Source organism: Arthrobacter sp. B0316-5-4 (assembly GCF_059090325.1).
In genome coordinates this window covers 355,404-372,729 of record NZ_JBNHFN010000003.1, presented here as the reverse complement: position 1 = coordinate 372,729, position 17,326 = coordinate 355,404, and the positions used below count along the sequence as shown (strand labels likewise).

General features: G+C 64.3%; 19 protein-coding genes. 3 read left to right on the top strand and 16 right to left on the bottom strand.

Annotation, left to right across the window (positions count from 1 at the left end; genetic code table 11):
- The gene (locus tag AC5RU9_RS10300; RefSeq protein ID WP_494016354.1) at positions 1-1,137 is read right to left on the bottom strand and encodes an App1 family protein phosphatidate phosphatase; all 1,137 of its coding nucleotides are present in this window, start codon (positions 1,135-1,137) and stop codon (positions 1-3) included.
- A gap of 138 nt (positions 1,138-1,275) precedes the next feature.
- On the opposite strand from AC5RU9_RS10300, the gene AC5RU9_RS10295 reads away from it, so the two are divergent.
- Complete coding sequence (locus tag AC5RU9_RS10295; RefSeq protein ID WP_494016353.1) at positions 1,276-2,625, top strand: MFS transporter; 1,350 nt, start codon at positions 1,276-1,278, stop codon at positions 2,623-2,625.
- Between the two features lie 24 nt (positions 2,626-2,649).
- Here AC5RU9_RS10295 and AC5RU9_RS10290 read toward each other — a convergent pair whose 3' ends face one another.
- On the bottom strand, positions 2,650-3,219 hold the full coding sequence (locus AC5RU9_RS10290; protein ID WP_494016352.1) for a TetR/AcrR family transcriptional regulator: 570 nt from the start codon (positions 3,217-3,219) through the stop codon (positions 2,650-2,652).
- A gap of 95 nt (positions 3,220-3,314) precedes the next feature.
- On the opposite strand from AC5RU9_RS10290, the gene AC5RU9_RS10285 reads away from it, so the two are divergent.
- A complete protein-coding gene (locus AC5RU9_RS10285; protein ID WP_494016351.1) occupies positions 3,315-4,148 on the top strand; it encodes an alpha/beta fold hydrolase in 834 nt (277 codons plus the stop codon).
- A 155-nt stretch (positions 4,149-4,303) separates the two neighbouring features.
- On the opposite strand, the gene AC5RU9_RS10280 is transcribed toward AC5RU9_RS10285, so the two are convergent.
- The 10 genes from AC5RU9_RS10280 to AC5RU9_RS10235 form a co-directional block, all read right to left on the bottom strand.
- On the bottom strand, positions 4,304-5,224 hold the full coding sequence (locus AC5RU9_RS10280) for an NADP-dependent oxidoreductase (protein ID WP_494016350.1): 921 nt from the start codon (positions 5,222-5,224) through the stop codon (positions 4,304-4,306).
- Positions 5,225-5,260: 36 nt separating this feature from the next.
- Positions 5,261-5,494, bottom strand: a complete 234-nt coding sequence (locus AC5RU9_RS10275) for a DUF6480 family protein (protein ID WP_167265242.1) — start codon at positions 5,492-5,494, stop codon at positions 5,261-5,263.
- 90 nt (positions 5,495-5,584) lie between these two features.
- Positions 5,585-6,475, bottom strand: a complete 891-nt coding sequence (locus AC5RU9_RS10270) for an SMP-30/gluconolactonase/LRE family protein (RefSeq protein ID WP_494016349.1) — start codon at positions 6,473-6,475, stop codon at positions 5,585-5,587.
- A 10-nt stretch (positions 6,476-6,485) separates the two neighbouring features.
- A complete protein-coding gene (locus tag AC5RU9_RS10265; RefSeq protein WP_494016348.1) occupies positions 6,486-7,943 on the bottom strand; it encodes an MFS transporter in 1,458 nt (485 codons plus the stop codon).
- 227 nt (positions 7,944-8,170) lie between these two features.
- Positions 8,171-9,460 carry an adenylosuccinate synthase gene (locus AC5RU9_RS10260; protein ID WP_494016347.1) on the bottom strand — a complete coding sequence of 430 codons (1,290 nt, stop codon included), beginning with the start codon at positions 9,458-9,460 and terminating at the stop codon, positions 8,171-8,173.
- Between the two features lie 229 nt (positions 9,461-9,689).
- Positions 9,690-10,229 (bottom strand): hypothetical protein, encoded by a 540-nt coding sequence (locus AC5RU9_RS10255; protein ID WP_494016346.1) that lies wholly within the window; start codon positions 10,227-10,229, stop codon positions 9,690-9,692.
- The gene (locus AC5RU9_RS10250; RefSeq protein ID WP_494016345.1) at positions 10,226-10,903 is read right to left on the bottom strand and encodes a hypothetical protein; all 678 of its coding nucleotides are present in this window, start codon (positions 10,901-10,903) and stop codon (positions 10,226-10,228) included. The genes AC5RU9_RS10255 and AC5RU9_RS10250 overlap by 4 nt, the downstream gene beginning before the upstream one ends.
- A gap of 10 nt (positions 10,904-10,913) precedes the next feature.
- A complete protein-coding gene (locus AC5RU9_RS10245; protein ID WP_494016344.1) occupies positions 10,914-11,435 on the bottom strand; it encodes a signal peptidase I in 522 nt (173 codons plus the stop codon).
- Complete coding sequence (locus AC5RU9_RS10240; protein WP_494016343.1) at positions 11,432-12,091, bottom strand: SipW-dependent-type signal peptide-containing protein; 660 nt, start codon at positions 12,089-12,091, stop codon at positions 11,432-11,434. Before AC5RU9_RS10240 ends, AC5RU9_RS10245 begins: the two co-directional genes overlap by 4 nt.
- Before the next feature lie 3 nt (positions 12,092-12,094).
- Positions 12,095-12,754 (bottom strand): SipW-dependent-type signal peptide-containing protein, encoded by a 660-nt coding sequence (locus AC5RU9_RS10235; RefSeq protein ID WP_494016342.1) that lies wholly within the window; start codon positions 12,752-12,754, stop codon positions 12,095-12,097.
- A gap of 269 nt (positions 12,755-13,023) precedes the next feature.
- On the opposite strand from AC5RU9_RS10235, the gene AC5RU9_RS10230 reads away from it, so the two are divergent.
- Entirely contained in the window at positions 13,024-13,656 is a 633-nt protein-coding gene (locus AC5RU9_RS10230; protein WP_284985231.1) for a uracil-DNA glycosylase family protein, read from the top strand.
- A 72-nt stretch (positions 13,657-13,728) separates the two neighbouring features.
- On the opposite strand, the gene AC5RU9_RS10225 is transcribed toward AC5RU9_RS10230, so the two are convergent.
- From AC5RU9_RS10225 to AC5RU9_RS10210, 4 genes are all read right to left on the bottom strand, one after another.
- Positions 13,729-14,151 carry a DUF3151 domain-containing protein gene (locus AC5RU9_RS10225; RefSeq protein ID WP_039239501.1) on the bottom strand — a complete coding sequence of 141 codons (423 nt, stop codon included), beginning with the start codon at positions 14,149-14,151 and terminating at the stop codon, positions 13,729-13,731.
- A complete protein-coding gene (gene fbaA, locus AC5RU9_RS10220) occupies positions 14,151-15,170 on the bottom strand; it encodes a class II fructose-bisphosphate aldolase (RefSeq protein WP_494016341.1) in 1,020 nt (339 codons plus the stop codon). Before fbaA ends, AC5RU9_RS10225 begins: the two co-directional genes overlap by 1 nt.
- Before the next feature lie 137 nt (positions 15,171-15,307).
- Positions 15,308-16,006 carry a TrmH family RNA methyltransferase gene (locus AC5RU9_RS10215; RefSeq protein ID WP_211713799.1) on the bottom strand — a complete coding sequence of 233 codons (699 nt, stop codon included), beginning with the start codon at positions 16,004-16,006 and terminating at the stop codon, positions 15,308-15,310.
- 41 nt (positions 16,007-16,047) lie between these two features.
- Complete coding sequence (locus AC5RU9_RS10210) at positions 16,048-17,190, bottom strand: hypothetical protein (RefSeq protein ID WP_494016340.1); 1,143 nt, start codon at positions 17,188-17,190, stop codon at positions 16,048-16,050.
- Between the last annotated feature and the right edge of the window lie 136 nt (positions 17,191-17,326).

The following is a 17,326-nucleotide window of genomic DNA, read 5'->3' as shown; positions in this document are numbered from 1 at the left end:
CTAGGCTGTCTCCCCGGCCACGTCGCCTTCTTCGGGGTCGTCCGCGGACCTGACTTCGCCCCGGATAATGCCCAATTCCTCAAGGCGCGCGGACATGCCGGCACCGTCGGGGGCGTAGATCCAGGGGACGCCGGGGGTGGGCTGGCCACCGGTCTTGGACCGGCCACCTGCTAGGACGGCTTCCCCTGGGGAAAGTTGGCGGATGGCGATTGCCTTGACGTTTTCGGGGTGCCGCTGGGCAAACTCGGAGTAGATGGCTTCGTCGTGTTGTCCATCGTCCCCAACCAACAACCACTTGATGGTGGGGAATTCGCCCGCGAGGCGTTCCAGGGAGTTCTTCTTGTGTTCCTGTCCGCTGCGGAACCAGCGGTCCGGGGTGGGACCCCAGTCGGTCAGGAGCTTGGGGCCGGCGGGGTAGAGGTTGCGGGAGAGGAACCGGGACAGCGTGGGGGCAACATTCCAGGCGCCGGTGGACAGATACAGCACGGGCGCGGAAGGGGCTGTTCGCGCGATCCGTTCGTAGAGCACAGCCATGCCCGGGGTGGGAGTCCTTGCGTGCTCGTTGAGGACGAAAGTGTTCCAGGCCGCCAGGAACGGGCGCGGCAGCGCGGTCACCATGACGGTGTCGTCAATATCGGACACCACACCGAAGTCTGCGTCGTCCGCCACCACTTCCACGGGCGCTTCCACAGTGCGGGATGCCCCCGACTTCAGGGTGATCGTGTGCCAGCCGGCGCTCAAAGCTACGGGAATACGTGCGTCCACAACGCCGCCGCGGTCGGCAACAACATGGTGCACCTCGCCGGCGACAGTCACTTGCACGGCCGCGTTTGCCACCGGCGCACTCGTGAAATTGCGCCAACCGCGCATGCTTTCCTGCAAGGGGTTGGCATGTCCGGCCGCATCGCGTGGGTCGCTGCGGACCACGCGTGCGAGGACCCTGATCCAGGAGGTGCTGCCGTAGCCGGTGTAGGGGATGACGGTTTCAACCCGGCCCCGCCGGATGGCCAGCTTCGTCTGGAACCTCAGCCACGCGTCGTCGAGCCGCATTGCGATATGGCGCGCCTGCTCCCTTGGCTGCGTCAGGCTTTTAACGGCGTCGGACTCCGGGCGTGGTCTCACGGGACGGAAAGGCATGCGTCCAGTCTTCCACGGCCCGTAGCCACCCAAAGGCCTTTGACGTATTCCACGTCACATCGTATGCTTTATGAATCGATTCAAGTTGCCGTTCCCGTCACTTGATCTTTGCCAACGACGCCAGAGGAGTACAGCGACGTGACAGTCATGCACCGGAGGGAAACCACCCCCATCAGCGACGGCGACGCCGCGCACAAGGACCCGAAGAAGGCCGCGATGAGCGGGTGGATCGGAAGCGCCCTGGAGTACTACGACTTCGCCCTGTACTCACTGGCGGCAACGCTGCTCTTTCCCACCATTTTCTTCCCCACCGAGAACCCCACCGTCGGCATCATCGCCTCCCTGGCGACGTACGCCGTCGGGTATGTCTCCCGGCCGCTCGGCGCCGTGGTGCTGGGTGCCTACGGCGATAGGCATGGGCGCAAGAAGGTGCTCGTTTTCGCAATGCTGCTCATGGGCTTCGCCACTTTCGCAGTCGGACTCCTGCCCACCTACGGACAGGTTGGCCTCCTGGCACCCGTCCTCCTGGTCATCCTCCGATTGATTCAGGGCTTTGCCGTGGCCGGTGAATTGGGCGGGGCTAGCGCGATGATCGTGGAGCACTCCCCCGATGCCCGGCGCGGCTTCTTTGCGAGCTTCAGCCTCCAGGGCACACAGGTGGGCTCCATCTTGGCCACCGCCGTCCTGATTCCGCTCGCAGCCCTGCTGCCTGACGAGGAATTCCACAGCTGGGGCTGGCGGCTCCCGTTCCTGCTCAGCGCCGTAGTGATTTTGGCGGGCTACGTCATTCGCCGCCGGGTCCAGGAGCCTCCCGCCTACCTGGCCCAATCCGAAGGAGCCAGCACCAAGCGGCGGTTCCCACTGACCGACCTCCTGCGAACCCACCCCTGGGTCCTGGTCCGCTGCATCGCCATGACCTTCACCAACGTCATCGGCATGGCCACCCTGATCTTCGGCGTCTCGTACGCCACCCAAAAGGGCTACGGGATCGGCTTCTCCAGCAGCGAGTTCCTATGGGTGACCATGGCGGCCAACGTGACGGCAGTGCTGACCATCCCGGTCTTCGGCGCCCTGTCCGACCGGATCGGCCGGCGGTCACTGATGGTGGCCGGCGGAATCTCCGGCGGATTGCTGACCATGGGCTATCTTTGGGCCATCCAGCAGGGAAGCCTGCCCCTGGTGTTCGTCTGTGTCGTAATTGTTCAGGGCATCCTTTTCCAAATGTGGAATGCCACGTTCGCCACTTTCTTCCAGGAACAGTTCCCCATGCGGATGCGCGTGACGGGCTTCGCGGTCTCCCAGAACATCGGACTCATGATCGCCTCATTCTTCCCCAGCCTGTTCACCGCCATAGCTCCCCCCGGATCAGCCAACATCCCGCTGGTCATCGGCATGACGACGCTGAGCATTTGCCTCGTCTCAGTCGTCGCAACCCTTATGTCCTCGGACACCAAAGGCAAGTCGCTCGACGACCTTGAGGCCAACTAGCAGCGAAGGAACGACGACGGCGGGTCAGGTCCCGGCCTGGCCCACCGCTGCGGCGATCAGGACTTCGGCTGCCTGCCTCGCTTGGCCGGCAGCGTCGGGCGTGCCGGCGATGGCCGCCGTCGTTTGCGCTCCCTCAGCGAGGATGGAAAGCTGCGGGGCCAAGTATGGTGGAGCACCGGCGTCAGCCGCGAGGGCTGCGACATACTCCTGGAATGATTCTTTGTGCTTCCGCGCATACTCGGCCACGTCAGGGCTGACTGCTCCCAGCTCAGCGAAGCTGTTGATGAATCCGCAGCCCCGGAACGAGTCCTGGCAGAACCAGCCGGCAAGGTAATCGAAGATGGCCAGGAGCTTGGCCCGCGGATCCGCGGCCTGGCTCACCGTGGCATCCAGTCCTTCAGTCCAGGACTGGTGCCGGCGTTCCAGGACGGCCATCACGATGCTGCCTTTTGATGGGAACTCCTGGTACAGCTTTTTGAGGGATACGCCGGCCGCCGTGCGCAACTCATCCATGCCCACGGACTGAATGCCCTTGGCGTTGTAGAGCCCGTCAGCTGTGGCGACTATGCGGCTACGGACTTCGGAAATATCCATGTACCCATACTACTTGTATTGAGAACGATCGTTCTATAGTATTTGAACCAGAGAGAGAACGGTCGTTCTCTACTTCGAGAAAAGGGAACAGAATCATGGGCTTTATCAAAGTCGGAACTGAAAACACCACGGACATCGAGCTCTACTACGAGGACCACGGCTCGGGCCAGCCTGTTGTCCTGATCCACGGCTACCCCCTCGACGGCGCCTCCTGGGAGAAGCAGACCGCCGCCCTCCTGAACGCCGGTTACCGCGTTATCACCTACGACCGCCGCGGGTTCGGCAAGTCCAGCAAGCCCACCACCGGCTACGACTACGACACGTTCGCGGCAGACCTCAACACGGTCCTCGAAACCCTGGACCTGCAGGACGCCGTTCTGGTCGGGTTCTCCATGGGCACCGGCGAAGTCGGGCGCTACATCGGCACCTACGGCGAAGCCCGCGTCGCCAAAGCCGCGTTCCTGGCATCGCTGGAGCCATTCCTCCTCCAGACCGACGACAACCCCGCCGGCGTCCCGTCCTCCGTGTTCGACGGCATCCGCAACGCCGCCATCGAGGACCGCTACTCCTGGTTCACCAACTTCTACAACGACTTCTACAACACGGACAACTTCCTTGGAAACCGGCTCAGCGAAGAAGCGCTGCGGAACTCCTGGAACGTGGCCGCCGGATCGTCCTGGTACGCCTCTTTCGCAGTAGTTGACACCTGGCTGACCGATTTCCGCTCCGACATCGAAAAGGTCACTGTCCCGTCCCTGATCGTCCACGGCACCGGCGACCGCATCCTGCCCATCGACTCCACCGGCCGCGAGTTCACCAAGCGACTCCCCTCCGCTGAATACGTCGAAATCGAAGACGCACCGCACGGCTTCCTCTGGACGCACGGCGCCGAGATCAACGAGATCCTGCTGAGGTTCCTGGCTAAGTAAGGACAAGCATTAAACGCCCGACGGCGGCAGGCTACCTGCCGCCGTCGTGCGTTGGCCGGAAAGTCAGCGGTTGCGCGGACGCGGCCGGGCAGCCACCCGGGTCTGCGCTTGCCGCTGGGTGCCCACGGTGTTCCGGATGGATCCGATGCCCTCTACTAGCTGACCGTTACAACAACTTTGCCGCGGGTGTGGCCCTCCATGTTGAGGCGGAAGGCCTCAGCGGCTTTGGCCAGCGGGAAGGTTTCCGCCACCTCCACCTTCAGCTTGTGCTGGTCCACCAGCTCGGACAGCTCTTGAAGCTCTGGCCCGACCGGGGTGACCCACATCCAGGTTCCGCCGTGCTTTTCCACCTCGCCATCAGCGATGGAGGCGTGCCGGCCGCCGTCCTTAAGCACGGCCAAGGTGACTTCAACGTTGCCGCCGACGAAATCGGCAACGACGTCCACGCCGTCGGGCTCCATGGCCTGGACGCGTTCGGCCAGCCCGTCTCCGTAGGTGACGGGCTCGGCGCCCAGTGAACGCAGGAACTCGTGGTTCTTCTCCGAGGCGGTGGCAATGACCCTAATGCCGCGCGCTGACGCGATCTGGATCGCCAAGGAACCCACGCCACCGGAGCCGCCGTGGATCAACAGCGTTTCACCGCTCTTGACATCCAACCGGTTGAGGACCTGGAAGGCCGTGAGTCCGGTCAGCGGAAGCCCTGCGGACTCATTCCAGTCCAACGTGGTGGGTTTGCGGGCCAGGAGACGCTCCGGGAGGGCGATGTACTCGGCAAAGCTGCCGCCGTGGACGTAGTCCTTGCGGGCGTAGGAAATCACTTCATCGCCGGGTTGGAACCGAGGGGCGTCAATCCCCACGGATTCCACCACACCAGCCACGTCCCAGCCCGGGATGGCGGGGAACTGGATGTCCATGAGGGGATCCAGGTGCCCGCCCATGATCTTCCAGTCCACGGGGTTCACGGAGGTGGCTTTGATCTTTACCAGCACCATGCCCGGGCCAACTTTGGGCAGGGGCTGATCGGTGAGTTCCAGGACGTCGGGGTTGCCGTATTCGCTGTAAGTGATTGCCTTCATTGTTCGCACAACCGCGGGTGGCGGTGGCCTATTCCTCTAGTCGAAGAACCCCACGATGTATCCGATGAAGTAGAGCATCGACATCAGCACAACGAGGCCGATGATCGACATCCACAGAATCTGGGTACCTTTCCGCGGGCCACCTTCATCGTGGCCCTGCGGCCCTGCTGTGGAAGCTTCGCCCGGTGGCGTCTCACCGGGCGGAACTCCACCGCCGGGTTCCAGGCCGGTGATCTTGTCCTCGTAGGGATCCGGATTTGGTCCTGACACGCTCACTCCCCTGTTTGCAGTGGTGATGCTTTGGTCCAGCGTATCGAACCATCACCCCAGACCAACAGCAACCTTACGAAGTTGCCGTCATCAGCCGCGCCAGGCGGCGTCCTGCACGGAAGTCCGCAGCCGGTACAGGGACGTGGTGGCCGTCAGATAGAGGTCCCGGCCCTCCGGCCCGCCGAAACACAGGTTGGACACGCGTTCGGGGACGTCGACGGCGGCCAGCAACCCGCCGTCGGGGGCGTAAACGCGAACGGAGGCTCCGGCGGATGTCCACACCCGGCCTTCGGTGTCTACCCGGAAGCCATCGGAAACGCTGTCCTCATCGAGCTCAACGAACGTCTCGCCCGCTCCGCACGTACCACCGGCAACCGGGAACACGGCGATGCGGAACGGGACCCCTCGGGTAGGCCCCGCAGTATCCGAGACATACAACAAGGATTCATCCGGCGAGAACGCCAGGCCGTTGGGATGGACCAGATCGGTGATGACGGGGCGCAGCTCGCCCACCGCAGGGTCGAAGCGGAAAACATAGCAGCCGCCGTACTCCTGGTCACCCTCATGGCCCTCGACGGTCCCGGGCAAAATTCCATAAGGCGGATCCGTGAACCACACGGTACCGTCGGACGCCACCACCACATCGTTGGGAGAGTTGAGCCGATGGTCTCCGAACGAGTCCACGATTGCCGTCACGGTGCCGTTGTGATCCCGTTCCATACGCCTGCGTCCGTGGCTGCACTGGACCACGCTGCCGTCCCGGTCAAGGGTGCGGCCGTTGGTGTACTCGACGGAGGTGGCGTACTCGCGTGTGGCGCCGGTGGCGGGGTTGAACTCCAGAATGCGGTTGTTGGGGATATCGCTCCAGCGAACTGTCTGTGAGGCGGGAACCCAGACGGGGCCCTCGGCCCAGACGGTGCCTTCGAACAGCTTTTCCAGGCTGCCTTCAATGGGCGGGGTGGCGGCGGTTGCTTTGTCCATGGTTTTGAGACTAGTCCTCCACAGCTGCGGCACCTGTCTTTTCCGGGGCTGGAGATTCGCCTGGTTTCTTGTCCGTGGCCGGCATGGCGACCACTGCAATCACCGTCAGCACCGCACTGACCAGGACAGCGAGGAACACGGCTGAGGACGCCGACACAGTGGTTTGCGGGTCCGAGGCACCCGCACCGTTGGCGTAGATGGCGTTGGCCACCGCACCGAACACGGCCACGCCAATGGCACTGCCGATCGAACGGGCAAAGAGGTTGGTTCCGGTCACCACTCCGCGCTCATTCCACTCCACGCTTGACTGGGCAGCGATGAGGGTGGGCGTCGCCACAAGTCCCAGCCCCAAACCGACGATGAAGCAGGACACGGCAACCAACAGAACATTGGGCGAGGAGGCAGTGAGGGCGAGGATTGACGCACCCACCACAGTGATGGAGATACCGATCAGGGCCGTCCTCCGGAAACCGATCCGAAGGTAGAACCGGCCCGCCTGGGAGGCACTGATGGGCCAGCCAATGGTCAGGGCTGCGAGCGCGAGTCCAGCCAGGATCGGGGAGGTTTTGATGGACCCTTCGAGGAAGGTGGGGACGTAGGAAGTCAGGCCCAGCAGGACCGCCCCCACGCCGAAGGAGACGAGGGCCGTCGTCGCGAGCAACCTGCGGGACACTACCCACGGCGGAAGGACGGGCTCGGCGGCCTTCCGCTCCACCAGGACGAAAAGCGCGAACAGGACCGCGCCCGCAACAAAGACTCCGATGCTGATGGCGGAGTTCCATTCCCAGGCCTGTCCACCCTCCAACGCGCCCAGGATCAGCAGGCTCAGGGAGACCGTCAGAAGGGCAGCGCCTGCATAATCCACGCGGTGCTTGGTGCGTTCAACGTCCTCGTGGAACGCGCGGACCAGCATCCACCCGGCCAAGAGGCAGAGCGGGATGTTGATGAGGAAAATCCAGCGCCAGATCCCCAAGGATGAGAAAACACCGCCCAAGGTTGGCCCGACCACCGAGGAGATTGCCCACACACTGGCCAGGTAGCCCTGGACTTTGGCGCGTTCCGCGAGGGTGTAAATATCACCGGCGATGGTGATTGATACAGGTTGCACTGCACCTGCCCCCAAACCCTGCAGGACGCGGAACGCGATCAGTGCGGGCATGCTCCAGGCCAGACCACACAAGATGGAGCCCAGCAGGAACAAGCCGATGCCCCAGAGAATGAGGGGTTTGCGGCCAACCATGTCGGACAGTTTGGCGTAGATGGGTACGGAGACGGCTTGCGCCAATAGGTAGGCCGAGAACAGCCAGGGGAAGGACGAGAAGCCGCCGATGTCCTCCACAATGGAAGGCACCGCGGTGGCAACGATGGTCGAGTCGATCGCCACCAGACCCGTGGAAAGCATCAGGGCAATCAGAATGGGTCCCCGCTTGGAACGGAATCCGACGCCGTCGGTGGTCTCTGTTGTCATCTGGTCTCGTTCCGTCCTCACCTGTTCGTGTCCCCGCATGGCGTAACCGCGCGAGGTGCCAGATTAGTCCCGGACTTATTTGAGGCTCGACGCCGGTGGCGGAACAACCAACAAAAAACGACGGCGGCCCGCCCCTCAGGTTCCCGGGAATCCAACGTTCCCAAGAACCGGGGGCGAGCCGCCGTCGTCGTAATTTCAGCTGGCCGCGGGCGCGGCCACAGCAGTAGTCAGTCGTTGATCAGGTCGTGAACCACGATGGTCTGGTCGCGGTCCGGGCCGACGCCGATGGCCGAGAAGCGCGTACCGGAGAGCTTCTCGAGGGCCAGCACGTAGTTGCGGGCATTCTCAGGAAGGTCTTCCAGCGTGCGGGCGCCGGTGATGTCCTCCGTCCAGCCGTCGAAGTACTCGAAGATCGGGACTGCGTGGTGGAACTCGGTCTGCGTCATGGGCATTTCGTCATGGCGGAAACCGTCAACGTCGTAGGCAACGCATACGGGGATCTGCTCGATGCCCGTGAGGACGTCCAGCTTGGTGACGAAGTAGTCCGTGAAGCCGTTGACGCGGGAAGCGTGGCGGGCCAGGACGGCGTCGTACCAACCGCAACGGCGGGGACGGCCGGTGTTCACACCGAATTCGCCACCGGTCTTTTGCAGGTAAACACCCATCTCATCGAACAGTTCCGTGGGGAACGGCCCGGCGCCAACACGGGTGGTGTAGGCCTTGATGATGCCGATGGACCGCGAAATGCGGGTGGGGCCGATGCCCGAACCGACTGATGCGCCGCCGGCCGTGGGGTTGGAGGAGGTGACGAACGGGTAGGTGCCGTGGTCAACGTCCAGGAACGTTGCCTGGCCGCCTTCCATGAGCACAACCTTGCCCTCATCCAGGGCGTTGTTGAGCTCCAGCGTGCTGTCGATGACCAGCGGACGCAGGCGCTCGGCGAAGGACAGGAAGTACTCCACGATCTCGTCCGCAATGATGTCGCGGCGGTTGTAGACCTTGACCAGGAGTTCGTTCTTCTGGCGCAGCGAGCCTTCCACCTTCTGGCGGAGGATCGATTCGTCAAAGACGTCCTGGACGCGGATGCCCAGGCGGGCCACCTTGTCCATGTACGCCGGGCCGATGCCGCGGCCGGTGGTGCCGATAGCGCGGCTGCCGAGGAAGCGTTCGGTGACCTTGTCCAGTACCTGGTGGTACGGGGCTACGAGGTGGGCGTTGGCCGAGACGCGCAGGCGGGAAGTGTCCGCCCCGCGGGCTTCGAGCCCGTCGATTTCCTGGAACAGGGCTTCAAGGTTCACCACGCAGCCGTTGCCAATAATGGGAATTGCGTTGGGGCTCAGGATGCCCGCGGGAAGGAGCTTGAGCTCATACTTCTCACCGCCGACAACCACGGTGTGCCCGGCGTTGTTACCGCCGTTGGGCTTGACCACATAGTCAACGCGGCCACCGAGCAGATCGGTTGCTTTGCCTTTGCCTTCGTCGCCCCACTGGGCTCCGACGATCACGATAGCGGGCATGGGATCCTCCCCCATTCTTTCGGGCCCGCTCCGGTTGGATCGCCAGAGTCAGGCGCCGTACATGAGAATGCCCCGACATAACCGGTGCAGTTCACCGCGGGCGGTGACCAGCGCAAGAGTTCGGGGCTCTTACCAGCCAAGTTTAGCCGATGGCAACGCTTTCTCTGGTGTCAAGGAGACTTCAATGGCCACCGCGTGAAGTTTTCCCCAGTGAAACCGCTCCCAGGCACTACGCGGCCGGTGGCAGGTTCCGGCAGCTGCCACCCAACCCGGCAATGAACCCCGCGTTCGTGGCCACGGACGCCGGCTTTGACACCCAAAGGTTCACTGGGTCCCTGACGACGATTGCCAGTTGGAGCTCCGTCCCGAGGCCCAGGAGGCCACCCAGGAGGTTGACCGGAACGTCCGTGACGTAGCCGGCGGCCGCCGACCCCGTGGTGTTGGACGTGATGGAGAAACCCGTCAGAGGCGCAAGCAAGGAACCCAATCCGCTGGTGGAGGCCTGCATCTCGGAATTGGCCAGGGTGTAGCCCGCCGGCGGCTTCCAAAAGATCCGCACATAGGCACCAATGCCAGCGATGCCCGGGTTGTAGGTGCACGTCCCGTTCAAGGTAGGGGCGGGGATGATGATGGTGCCAAAAGTCCCGGCACCGTACGCATCCCGTTGCCAACCCGCTTCGGTGGCGGATGGAGGGTTGGACGCCGCCAGCACCACGGCAAGCGGCACGGCGAGGGCCAACCCCACGCGGATCCCCGTGGACGGCCTCATGTCCCGGCACCCCGCAACCGTGCCAACCCGAAGCCGGAGACGACCGCCACCAACGCCAGGAGCGCGAACCCGCCAAGCCGGGCGCCAGTGTCAGCCAAGGCGCCCGACGTCGGCCCTGCTGGCTTTCCGGGGAAGGTCCCGTTACCTGCGTTCCCGCCCGAGCCGTCACCACCTGTGCCAGCTCCACCGGCGTCGTCCCCGGAACCGTGAACTCCCACCACGATGTGCGTGCGGCTACCTTGGACTTCGCCGGGCACATCCTCGGCCAGCGTTGCCGTCACCAGGACGTGGGCGCTGGCAGCCTCAAGGCTTCCGGCTTCCATGAGGTCCACCCGCACGCCCTCCGCGGTGGGCAGGGCTGCGGGTTCCATCAGGACGCGTTGGGAACCAGGGCATGTGTTCCCAACCCATTGCTGGGTGCAGGAGCGAAGCCCTACGGTCAGGAAATCCCGCAGGGAACCGGCTGCGACCGCCTCGGATTGCAGACCGAGTTGAAGCGATTGCGCGGGTTCACCAGGGACCCGGACGTCCACCTCCCAATCCGCGCTGCCGCCAGGGGTGAGGCGATGCACTTCGCCGGCCGGACCGGCGTCGAGCTCCAACCAGCCGGAAGGCCCGCCGTCCGCAACCGCGGCAGCGGGGCCCAACACGGACGCACCCACTAACGCGGACACCAAGATCAAACTACGCTGCCACATGCTGACCGCTTTTGCGCCGGACATCCCGTGGCCACAGGACCCACGTCACCAGAGCCGACACGGCAACAGTGGTAGCGCCAAGAACCACCGGGTTGGCGGCCGCGGCCACGGGGCGCGCCAGTCCGGGCGCCGACCAGAGGACCAGTCGCACGCGTTCCACCACATACGGTGCGGGATCGGCTTCGGAATTGGCGTCGCCCTTCATGGTGATGGTCCGCCCATCCCCGTCAGCGGCAGCCACGGCCTGCACCCGGTGGGTGATGGGCAGCTTCCCGGGCCTGTCCACGGTCACTACATCGCCAACTTTGATCTCGCCCGCGGGGATCTCGCGCACCACAGCCAGCGAACCTGCCGGGATGGAGGGCGCCATGGATCCCGTCTTGAACATGATCAGGGTGATGTTGAACAGCACCGCACAGACCACCGCGAGTATGCACACAGCACCCCCGGCGGCCGCGACATTAAGCACGGCTTCCCGCGAGCGGCTCCGGAAATCGTGGCGGCTCATGAGGTGGAGGTCGCCGTGAACTGCCAGATGGCCGTGGCGGTCTGGCCTTGGAGGGCGGTGTTGGCGCCCGCGGGCAGGGTGACCTCGAAGCAGAATTGGGTCGGCACGCCCGGGAGGGTTGCCGAGGCCGCCGCGAGGGGATTCACGACGCCGGCCGCTTGCCCTTGCGTCAACGGCTTGGCGCCGTCGCTGCCCACCACAAAGGCCGGCGTTCCGGTGAAAGCGGACGCCTGGCACGTTGCCGAACGGACCACCCGATAGCGAAGGGCCGCCCCCAAGTCCGCGTTTCCCGTCCCGCTGCTGGTCACGGCAGGCGTTCCGAGCACCACTTCGCCGGCAACTGACGCGGCTTTGGTCCGGATGGCGAAGGGCGCGTAGACCACTGCTCCGGGACTCATGGCGGAGGCGGTGAAAACCAGCGTGGCTCCTGGGGAGACGTCGTTGGCACTCCAGGTTGCGAGGGCGTCGTACGGTTTGGTGGCGTTCGACTCCGTTTGGAACACGCTCGCGCCGAAAGAGCCCGCGGCGAAATCGCTGTCAGTCCAGGATGCCAACGTCACGGAAGCGCCCACTCCCAGCACCAATGCCCCTGCAAGGAGCGCACGGAGGCGGGAGAAGGCTGTGCCCGGCTTGGTTGCGGCTTGTCGGCGACCCATGGATTACTGCGATTGCGCGGCGAATTCCCAGGTGGTGCTCCCGGTTTGGGATTGGACCAGGTCCTCATCCGCCGTGATCCGGAAGCATAGGTTGACTGGTGCGCCCGGGTCGGTGCCCGCGCCTTGGGTCAGCGCGAAGGTGACACTGCCCGGCGTCGTGCCCAGAGCCTGGCCGGCCGTAATCAGGGTGCCTGTTACCGCCTCGCCGCAACCGAACGCCGTCGACCGCGTGAGTGAATATGTCAGGCCTATCAGGCCGCCCGTTGAGGACTGGGTGGAAACGGTAACCGTCGCGTTGCTGGTGGTGGCGTCGTCAAGCCTTACTGCGAAGGGGGCTGTGACGACGTCGCCCGGAGCCAGGTTGACAGGGTTCGCCGTGAAGCCAAGCGTTGCGGGCGTGGCCACCGGGTTCTCGCCGTAAGTGGATCCGTCCGTGCTGCCCTCAAGGTTGAAAGCTCCGGCGGTGAAGGTGCCTTGGGCGAATTCGGAGTCGTTCCAGGCTGCCAGGGTGATGGCCGCGCCCACTCCAAGAACCAGGCCACCGGCCAGGATTGCCCTGACTTTCGGCGCCTTCCTGCGGCGCTGGCCGGTTTCCGATGTGGTTGTTTCCTGTGCGAACATCGTTCCCCCAAGATGAATGTCGGCGTCGACGGGTCTCAACAAGGCTGCCCCTTTCCGACCCATCATCCACTTGCCCTGGAAGCGCTCGCCGAGACCTGCACTTAAGGGTTAATCGATGCCATCGAGACGCCCGACACGTTTCCCGGGCAACACGCCGCGTCTCATTCGGGGGCGCGCCGGAGCAGCACCCGTTCACCCCCATAGTCCGGTAAGGTTAGTTAGCCCCCAACAGCACCCTTTGAGGTTCGGCAGCGGCATGCCCGCGGCCCCTTGGAACGGTGCGCTGTAACACCTAGGAGACCTAACCCCTGATGCAAGAACTGGCGACTGAATCACCCGAAGAAATCCTCTGGAACCGCCGCTACGAACCGCGCATCGCCGAGGTCAACGAGCTCTGCGACGCCATCAAGGAGCAGAAGCCGGGCAGCGAGGTCCTCTACATCGACCCCGCCCACAGCATGGATGACTGCCGCATCGTCAGCCTTTTCTCCAACCAGCGCACCACCTCCGGCGAGGGTTTCATCACCCCCGGCGACGAGGAAGCAGCCACGCGCATGCTCGGCATGCAGTGGCAGCTGGGTCTCCGTCCCGAGCTCATGATGCCGTGGAACGCGTACCCGTGGATCGAGCCCAACGAGGAACCGGGCAAGCTCACGCCTGCCAACATCACCGAGGGACTCAAGCCGCTGCTTCGCCTCCTCCAGCTCCTGCCGCGGACCTCCGCGCTGGTGGCGCACGGCAATGAGGCCCACCGCCTCGCCGACCAGCTCATGAAGGCCGCACCGGCCAGCATCGCCCGCCGTGGCTTCAAGACCTTCAAGGTCCGTTCGCTCGGTGGCCGCTCCTTCGCCGGCACCCCGGCACGCCAGCAGGAATACCTGGACGCCATCCACGGCGCCTACGCCGAGGCCATGGCCCGCACGGGTATCCCGCGCAAGGCCTAGTTACACCCTTCGTACGACGACGGCGGCCCCCACCTTTCGGTGGGGGCCGCCGTCGTTGTTGGCTGTGATGCCCTAGCGGGCTTCGAGCGCTGCCTTGGCCTTCGGGTCCGAGTCGTTCAGGAACTTCTCGATCCGCTCGGGCTCTTCAGCTTCGCCGATCGCCGACGCGGCCCGTCCCAGCGCGTAGAGCGCACGCAGGAAGCCCTGGTTGGGCTCGTGCTCCCACGGGATGGGTCCGACGCCGCGCCACCCGTTGCGGCGCAGGGAATCCAGGCCGCGGTGGTAGCCGACGCGGGCGTAGGCGTAGGACTCGATGGTCCGGCCCTCCGCCCAGGCTTCCTCCGCGAGGATGGCCCACAGGAGTGACGACGTGGGGTTCTGCGCTACGAGGTCCAGTGCTTCCTTGCCGAGGGCCAGGTGCTGGTAGATCTCGTTTTCGGCGGGCAGGAGCGTGGGCTCCGGCCCCATCAGGTTCTTACGGAATTCGTCGGACATTAGAAGGTCTTGCCGACCGATCCGAGCTGCTGTGCTGCTTCGACAATCCGAGCGGCCATGCCGGCTTCGGCCGAAGCACCCCACACGCGGGGGTCATAGGTCTTCTTGTTGCCCATCTCGCCGTCGACCTTCAGCACGCCGTCGTAGTTGGAGAACATGTGCCCGGCCACCGGGCGCGTGAACGCGTACTGGGTGTCGGTGTCGATGTTCATCTTGATCACACCGTAAGACACCGCGTCAGCGATTTCCTGCTCGGTGGAACCCGAACCGCCGTGGAACACCAGATCGAACGGGTTTTCCTTGCCGATCTTCGCACCCACCTCGGACTGGATCTGCTTGAGCAGTTCCGGGCGGAGCTTGACGTTGCCCGGCTTGTACACACCGTGCACGTTACCGAACGTCAAAGCCGTCAGGTAGCGGCCGTTCTCACCGGCACCCAGGGCCTCGATCGTGGCCAGGGCATCCTCGGTGGTGGTGTAAAGCTTCTCGTTGATCTCATTCTCCACACCGTCTTCCTCGCCACCGACGGTGCCGATCTCGACCTCGAGGATGATCTTCGCAGCAGCAGCACGCTGCAAAAGGTCCCGGCCGATACGCAGGTTCTCTTCCAGGGTCTCGTGCGAACCGTCCCACATGTGCGAGTTGAAGATCGGGTCCTTGCCGGCCTTCACGGCTTCCTCGGACGCGGCCAGCAACGGCAGGACGAAGTCCGCCAGCTTGTCCTGCGGGCAGTGGTCCGTGTGGAGGGCAATGTTGACGTTGTAGTTCTTCGCAACTTCACGGGCGAACGCGGCGAACCCGAGTGAACCGGCCACCATGTCCTTGACCGAAGCACCGGACCAGTACGCCGCACCACCGGTGGAAACCTGGATGATGCCATCGGATTCGGCCTCAGCGAAACCGCGGATCGCAGCGTTCAGAGTCTGCGACGACGTCACATTCACCGCGGGGAAAGCGAAACCGCCAGCCTTCGCACGATCGATCATCTCGGAGTAAATCTCTGGGGTTGCAATGGGCATGGTGACTCCTATGCTGAATTCGTCTGTGGGTTGGTAACCCATGGAGTAGACCGCTTACGGCTAGCACCATCCTAGCGATATCCGCCGGGACGCCGTGTTTCGGGTCACTGAGGCTCTTAACACTTCCGCCGAGTAAGTCAGGACACCGGCTGCTGGAACACGTGCCGGCGGACCCAGGCGTGCATGGCGATCGCCGCGGCCGACGCCGCGTTCATGGAACGTGTGGACCCGAACTGCTCAATGGACAGCGTTGCGACGGCGGCGTCGTGCACCTCAGGTGTGAGGCCGGGGCCTTCCTGTCCGAACACCAGGACGCACTTCTTGGGGAGGTCGTAGGTTTCCAGCGGCACGGAATCCGGGAAGATGTCGATGCCGATGACCGCCAGCCCCTCCCCCTCGGCCCACTGGACAAAATCCTCAACGGTGGGGTGGTGGCGGACGTGCTGGTAGCGATCGGTGACCATGGCCCCGCGACGGTTCCACCGGCGTCGTCCAATGATGTGGACCTCCTTGGCGAGGAACGCGTTGGCGGTCCGCACAACTGTGCCGATGTTGAGGTCGTGCTGCCAGTTCTCGATGGCGATGTGGAATTCGTGGCGCTTGGAATCGAGGTCCGCGACGATGGCTTCGTGCTTCCAGTACCGGTACTGGTCCACCACGTTGCGCCGGTCGCCGTCCCTCAACAGATCAGGATCCCAGTGCTCACCTTCGGGCAACTCGCCTTCCCAGGGCCCGACGCCGACCTCCGGTTTCGCTTCTGCCTCGCCATCATGCGTCGTCCCGGTGGGGTCCTCGGCAGGGGCGGGCAGGGCAGTGTTGGGGGGAAGGTCAGTCACCCCTCAACTTTAGCCCGGCCCGTGTACCCGTCCGGCCGGACCTAGCCCATCTTCCACTTGTTGATGCGGTACGAGTTGGCCAACTGCTCGAACAGTCCCGGGTGCGCATCCCAATATTCCTTGTGCCCACTGACACCCAGCATCTGCGGTGTGCCCCACGGCGTCACGGAAAACAGGTTCACGGCCTGGATCGCTTCGCCTCGGGCGTTGTTGCAGGTGAAGCCAACCACCACGGCCGCGCCACGTCGGAACTCGCGCGCCTCCGGCATGCTGGTCTTGAAATCCGACGCACACTTGTGGCCCACGAGGTTCTGCGGCAACTCCGTGGCGGTCATGCCCTTGTAGCGGGCTTCGATGTCCTTGATCGCCTTTTTGACGTCCTCAGGATCCTTCCCGAACTTGCCTTCCTCCGACTCCGCGAAGAACGCATAGGCGAGCGCGATTCCGTCGGCGTCGGTCTCCACGGTGCCTTGCGCCCTCTTCTGGATCTCTTCACCGGTGGTGGGGTCCTTGGTGATTCCGAACGATTCGTCGTGCGTCCACTCGGCCAGGTATTGGAAGGAGGATTCGCCAGTGACCCATTTGCTGAACAGCGGGTCACCGTCGGCCGGGACGTTCGAAGGTCCGGCGAGCTGCTCCCAGACTGCCGGGAGCGGGATGGCACCGGCAGGCATGTCGGTGGACGCCGACGCGTCACCGGACGGCTCAGCTTCCGCGGACGGCTCGGCCGCTGCTTCCGAGGCCTCGTCGGATGAGGTCACTGAGGGAGCCGGAGTGTTTTCCGCGACCGGCTTGGTCATGGAGGGAATCAGCCACGTGAAGGCGATTACCAGGGCGATGATAACGACGACGGCGACCCCGCCGAGGATGAGGAACAGGGACTTCTTGTTGTGGTCGCCGGGGCCTTGGCTGGGTCCGCCGGGGCCTTGGTTGGGTCCGCCGGGGTTGCCCGGTTGCCCGGGATACTGCTGGGTGGGGAAGGCCTGCGTGGGGAAAGCCTGAGTCGGGACAGCCTGCGTCGGGGGCTGTTGCGGCTGGCCTGGCTGCTGCGCTTCCGGCTGGTAGATGGGCTGGGTTTGTCCCGGCTGGTACTGGCGGTAGGGTTCCTGGCCCGATCCGTAGCGTGGCTGAGGGACGCCGTTGGGGTTGTAGGGAGGCTGTGGTGCCCCGTTGTCGTTGCTCATGGCTGGCCCTTTCAGATGCTGTGGGACATCGGTTTGTTCTGGGAAACCGATGGACAATCCGGAAAAAGGGGACCTGCTGTAGCGCGGGCGGCATCAGAATCCACCGTGTCGATCCCCCGACCCACGGTGGCAGCAC

Excerpts from the sequence above, each read along its gene's own strand:
- AC5RU9_RS10300 (WP_494016354.1), bottom strand. The coding sequence starts at position 1,137 with ATGCCTTTCCGTCCCGTGAGACCACGCCCGGAGTCCGACGCCGTTAAA.
- AC5RU9_RS10290 (WP_494016352.1), bottom strand. The coding sequence starts at position 3,219 with ATGGATATTTCCGAAGTCCGTAGCCGCATAGTCGCCACAGCTGACGGG.
- AC5RU9_RS10285 (WP_494016351.1), top strand. The coding sequence starts at position 3,315 with ATGGGCTTTATCAAAGTCGGAACTGAAAACACCACGGACATCGAGCTC.
- AC5RU9_RS10280 (WP_494016350.1), bottom strand. The coding sequence starts at position 5,224 with ATGAAGGCAATCACTTACAGCGAATACGGCAACCCCGACGTCCTGGAA.
- AC5RU9_RS10270 (WP_494016349.1), bottom strand. The coding sequence starts at position 6,475 with ATGGACAAAGCAACCGCCGCCACCCCGCCCATTGAAGGCAGCCTGGAA.
- AC5RU9_RS10265 (WP_494016348.1), bottom strand. The coding sequence starts at position 7,943 with ATGACAACAGAGACCACCGACGGCGTCGGATTCCGTTCCAAGCGGGGA.
- AC5RU9_RS10260 (WP_494016347.1), bottom strand. The coding sequence starts at position 9,460 with ATGCCCGCTATCGTGATCGTCGGAGCCCAGTGGGGCGACGAAGGCAAA.
- AC5RU9_RS10255 (WP_494016346.1), bottom strand. The coding sequence starts at position 10,229 with ATGAGGCCGTCCACGGGGATCCGCGTGGGGTTGGCCCTCGCCGTGCCG.
- AC5RU9_RS10245 (WP_494016344.1), bottom strand. The coding sequence starts at position 11,435 with ATGAGCCGCCACGATTTCCGGAGCCGCTCGCGGGAAGCCGTGCTTAAT.
- AC5RU9_RS10240 (WP_494016343.1), bottom strand. The coding sequence starts at position 12,091 with ATGGGTCGCCGACAAGCCGCAACCAAGCCGGGCACAGCCTTCTCCCGC.
- AC5RU9_RS10230 (WP_284985231.1), top strand. The coding sequence starts at position 13,024 with ATGCAAGAACTGGCGACTGAATCACCCGAAGAAATCCTCTGGAACCGC.
- AC5RU9_RS10225 (WP_039239501.1), bottom strand. The coding sequence starts at position 14,151 with ATGTCCGACGAATTCCGTAAGAACCTGATGGGGCCGGAGCCCACGCTC.
- fbaA (WP_494016341.1), bottom strand. The coding sequence starts at position 15,170 with ATGCCCATTGCAACCCCAGAGATTTACTCCGAGATGATCGATCGTGCG.
- AC5RU9_RS10210 (WP_494016340.1), bottom strand. The coding sequence starts at position 17,190 with ATGAGCAACGACAACGGGGCACCACAGCCTCCCTACAACCCCAACGGC.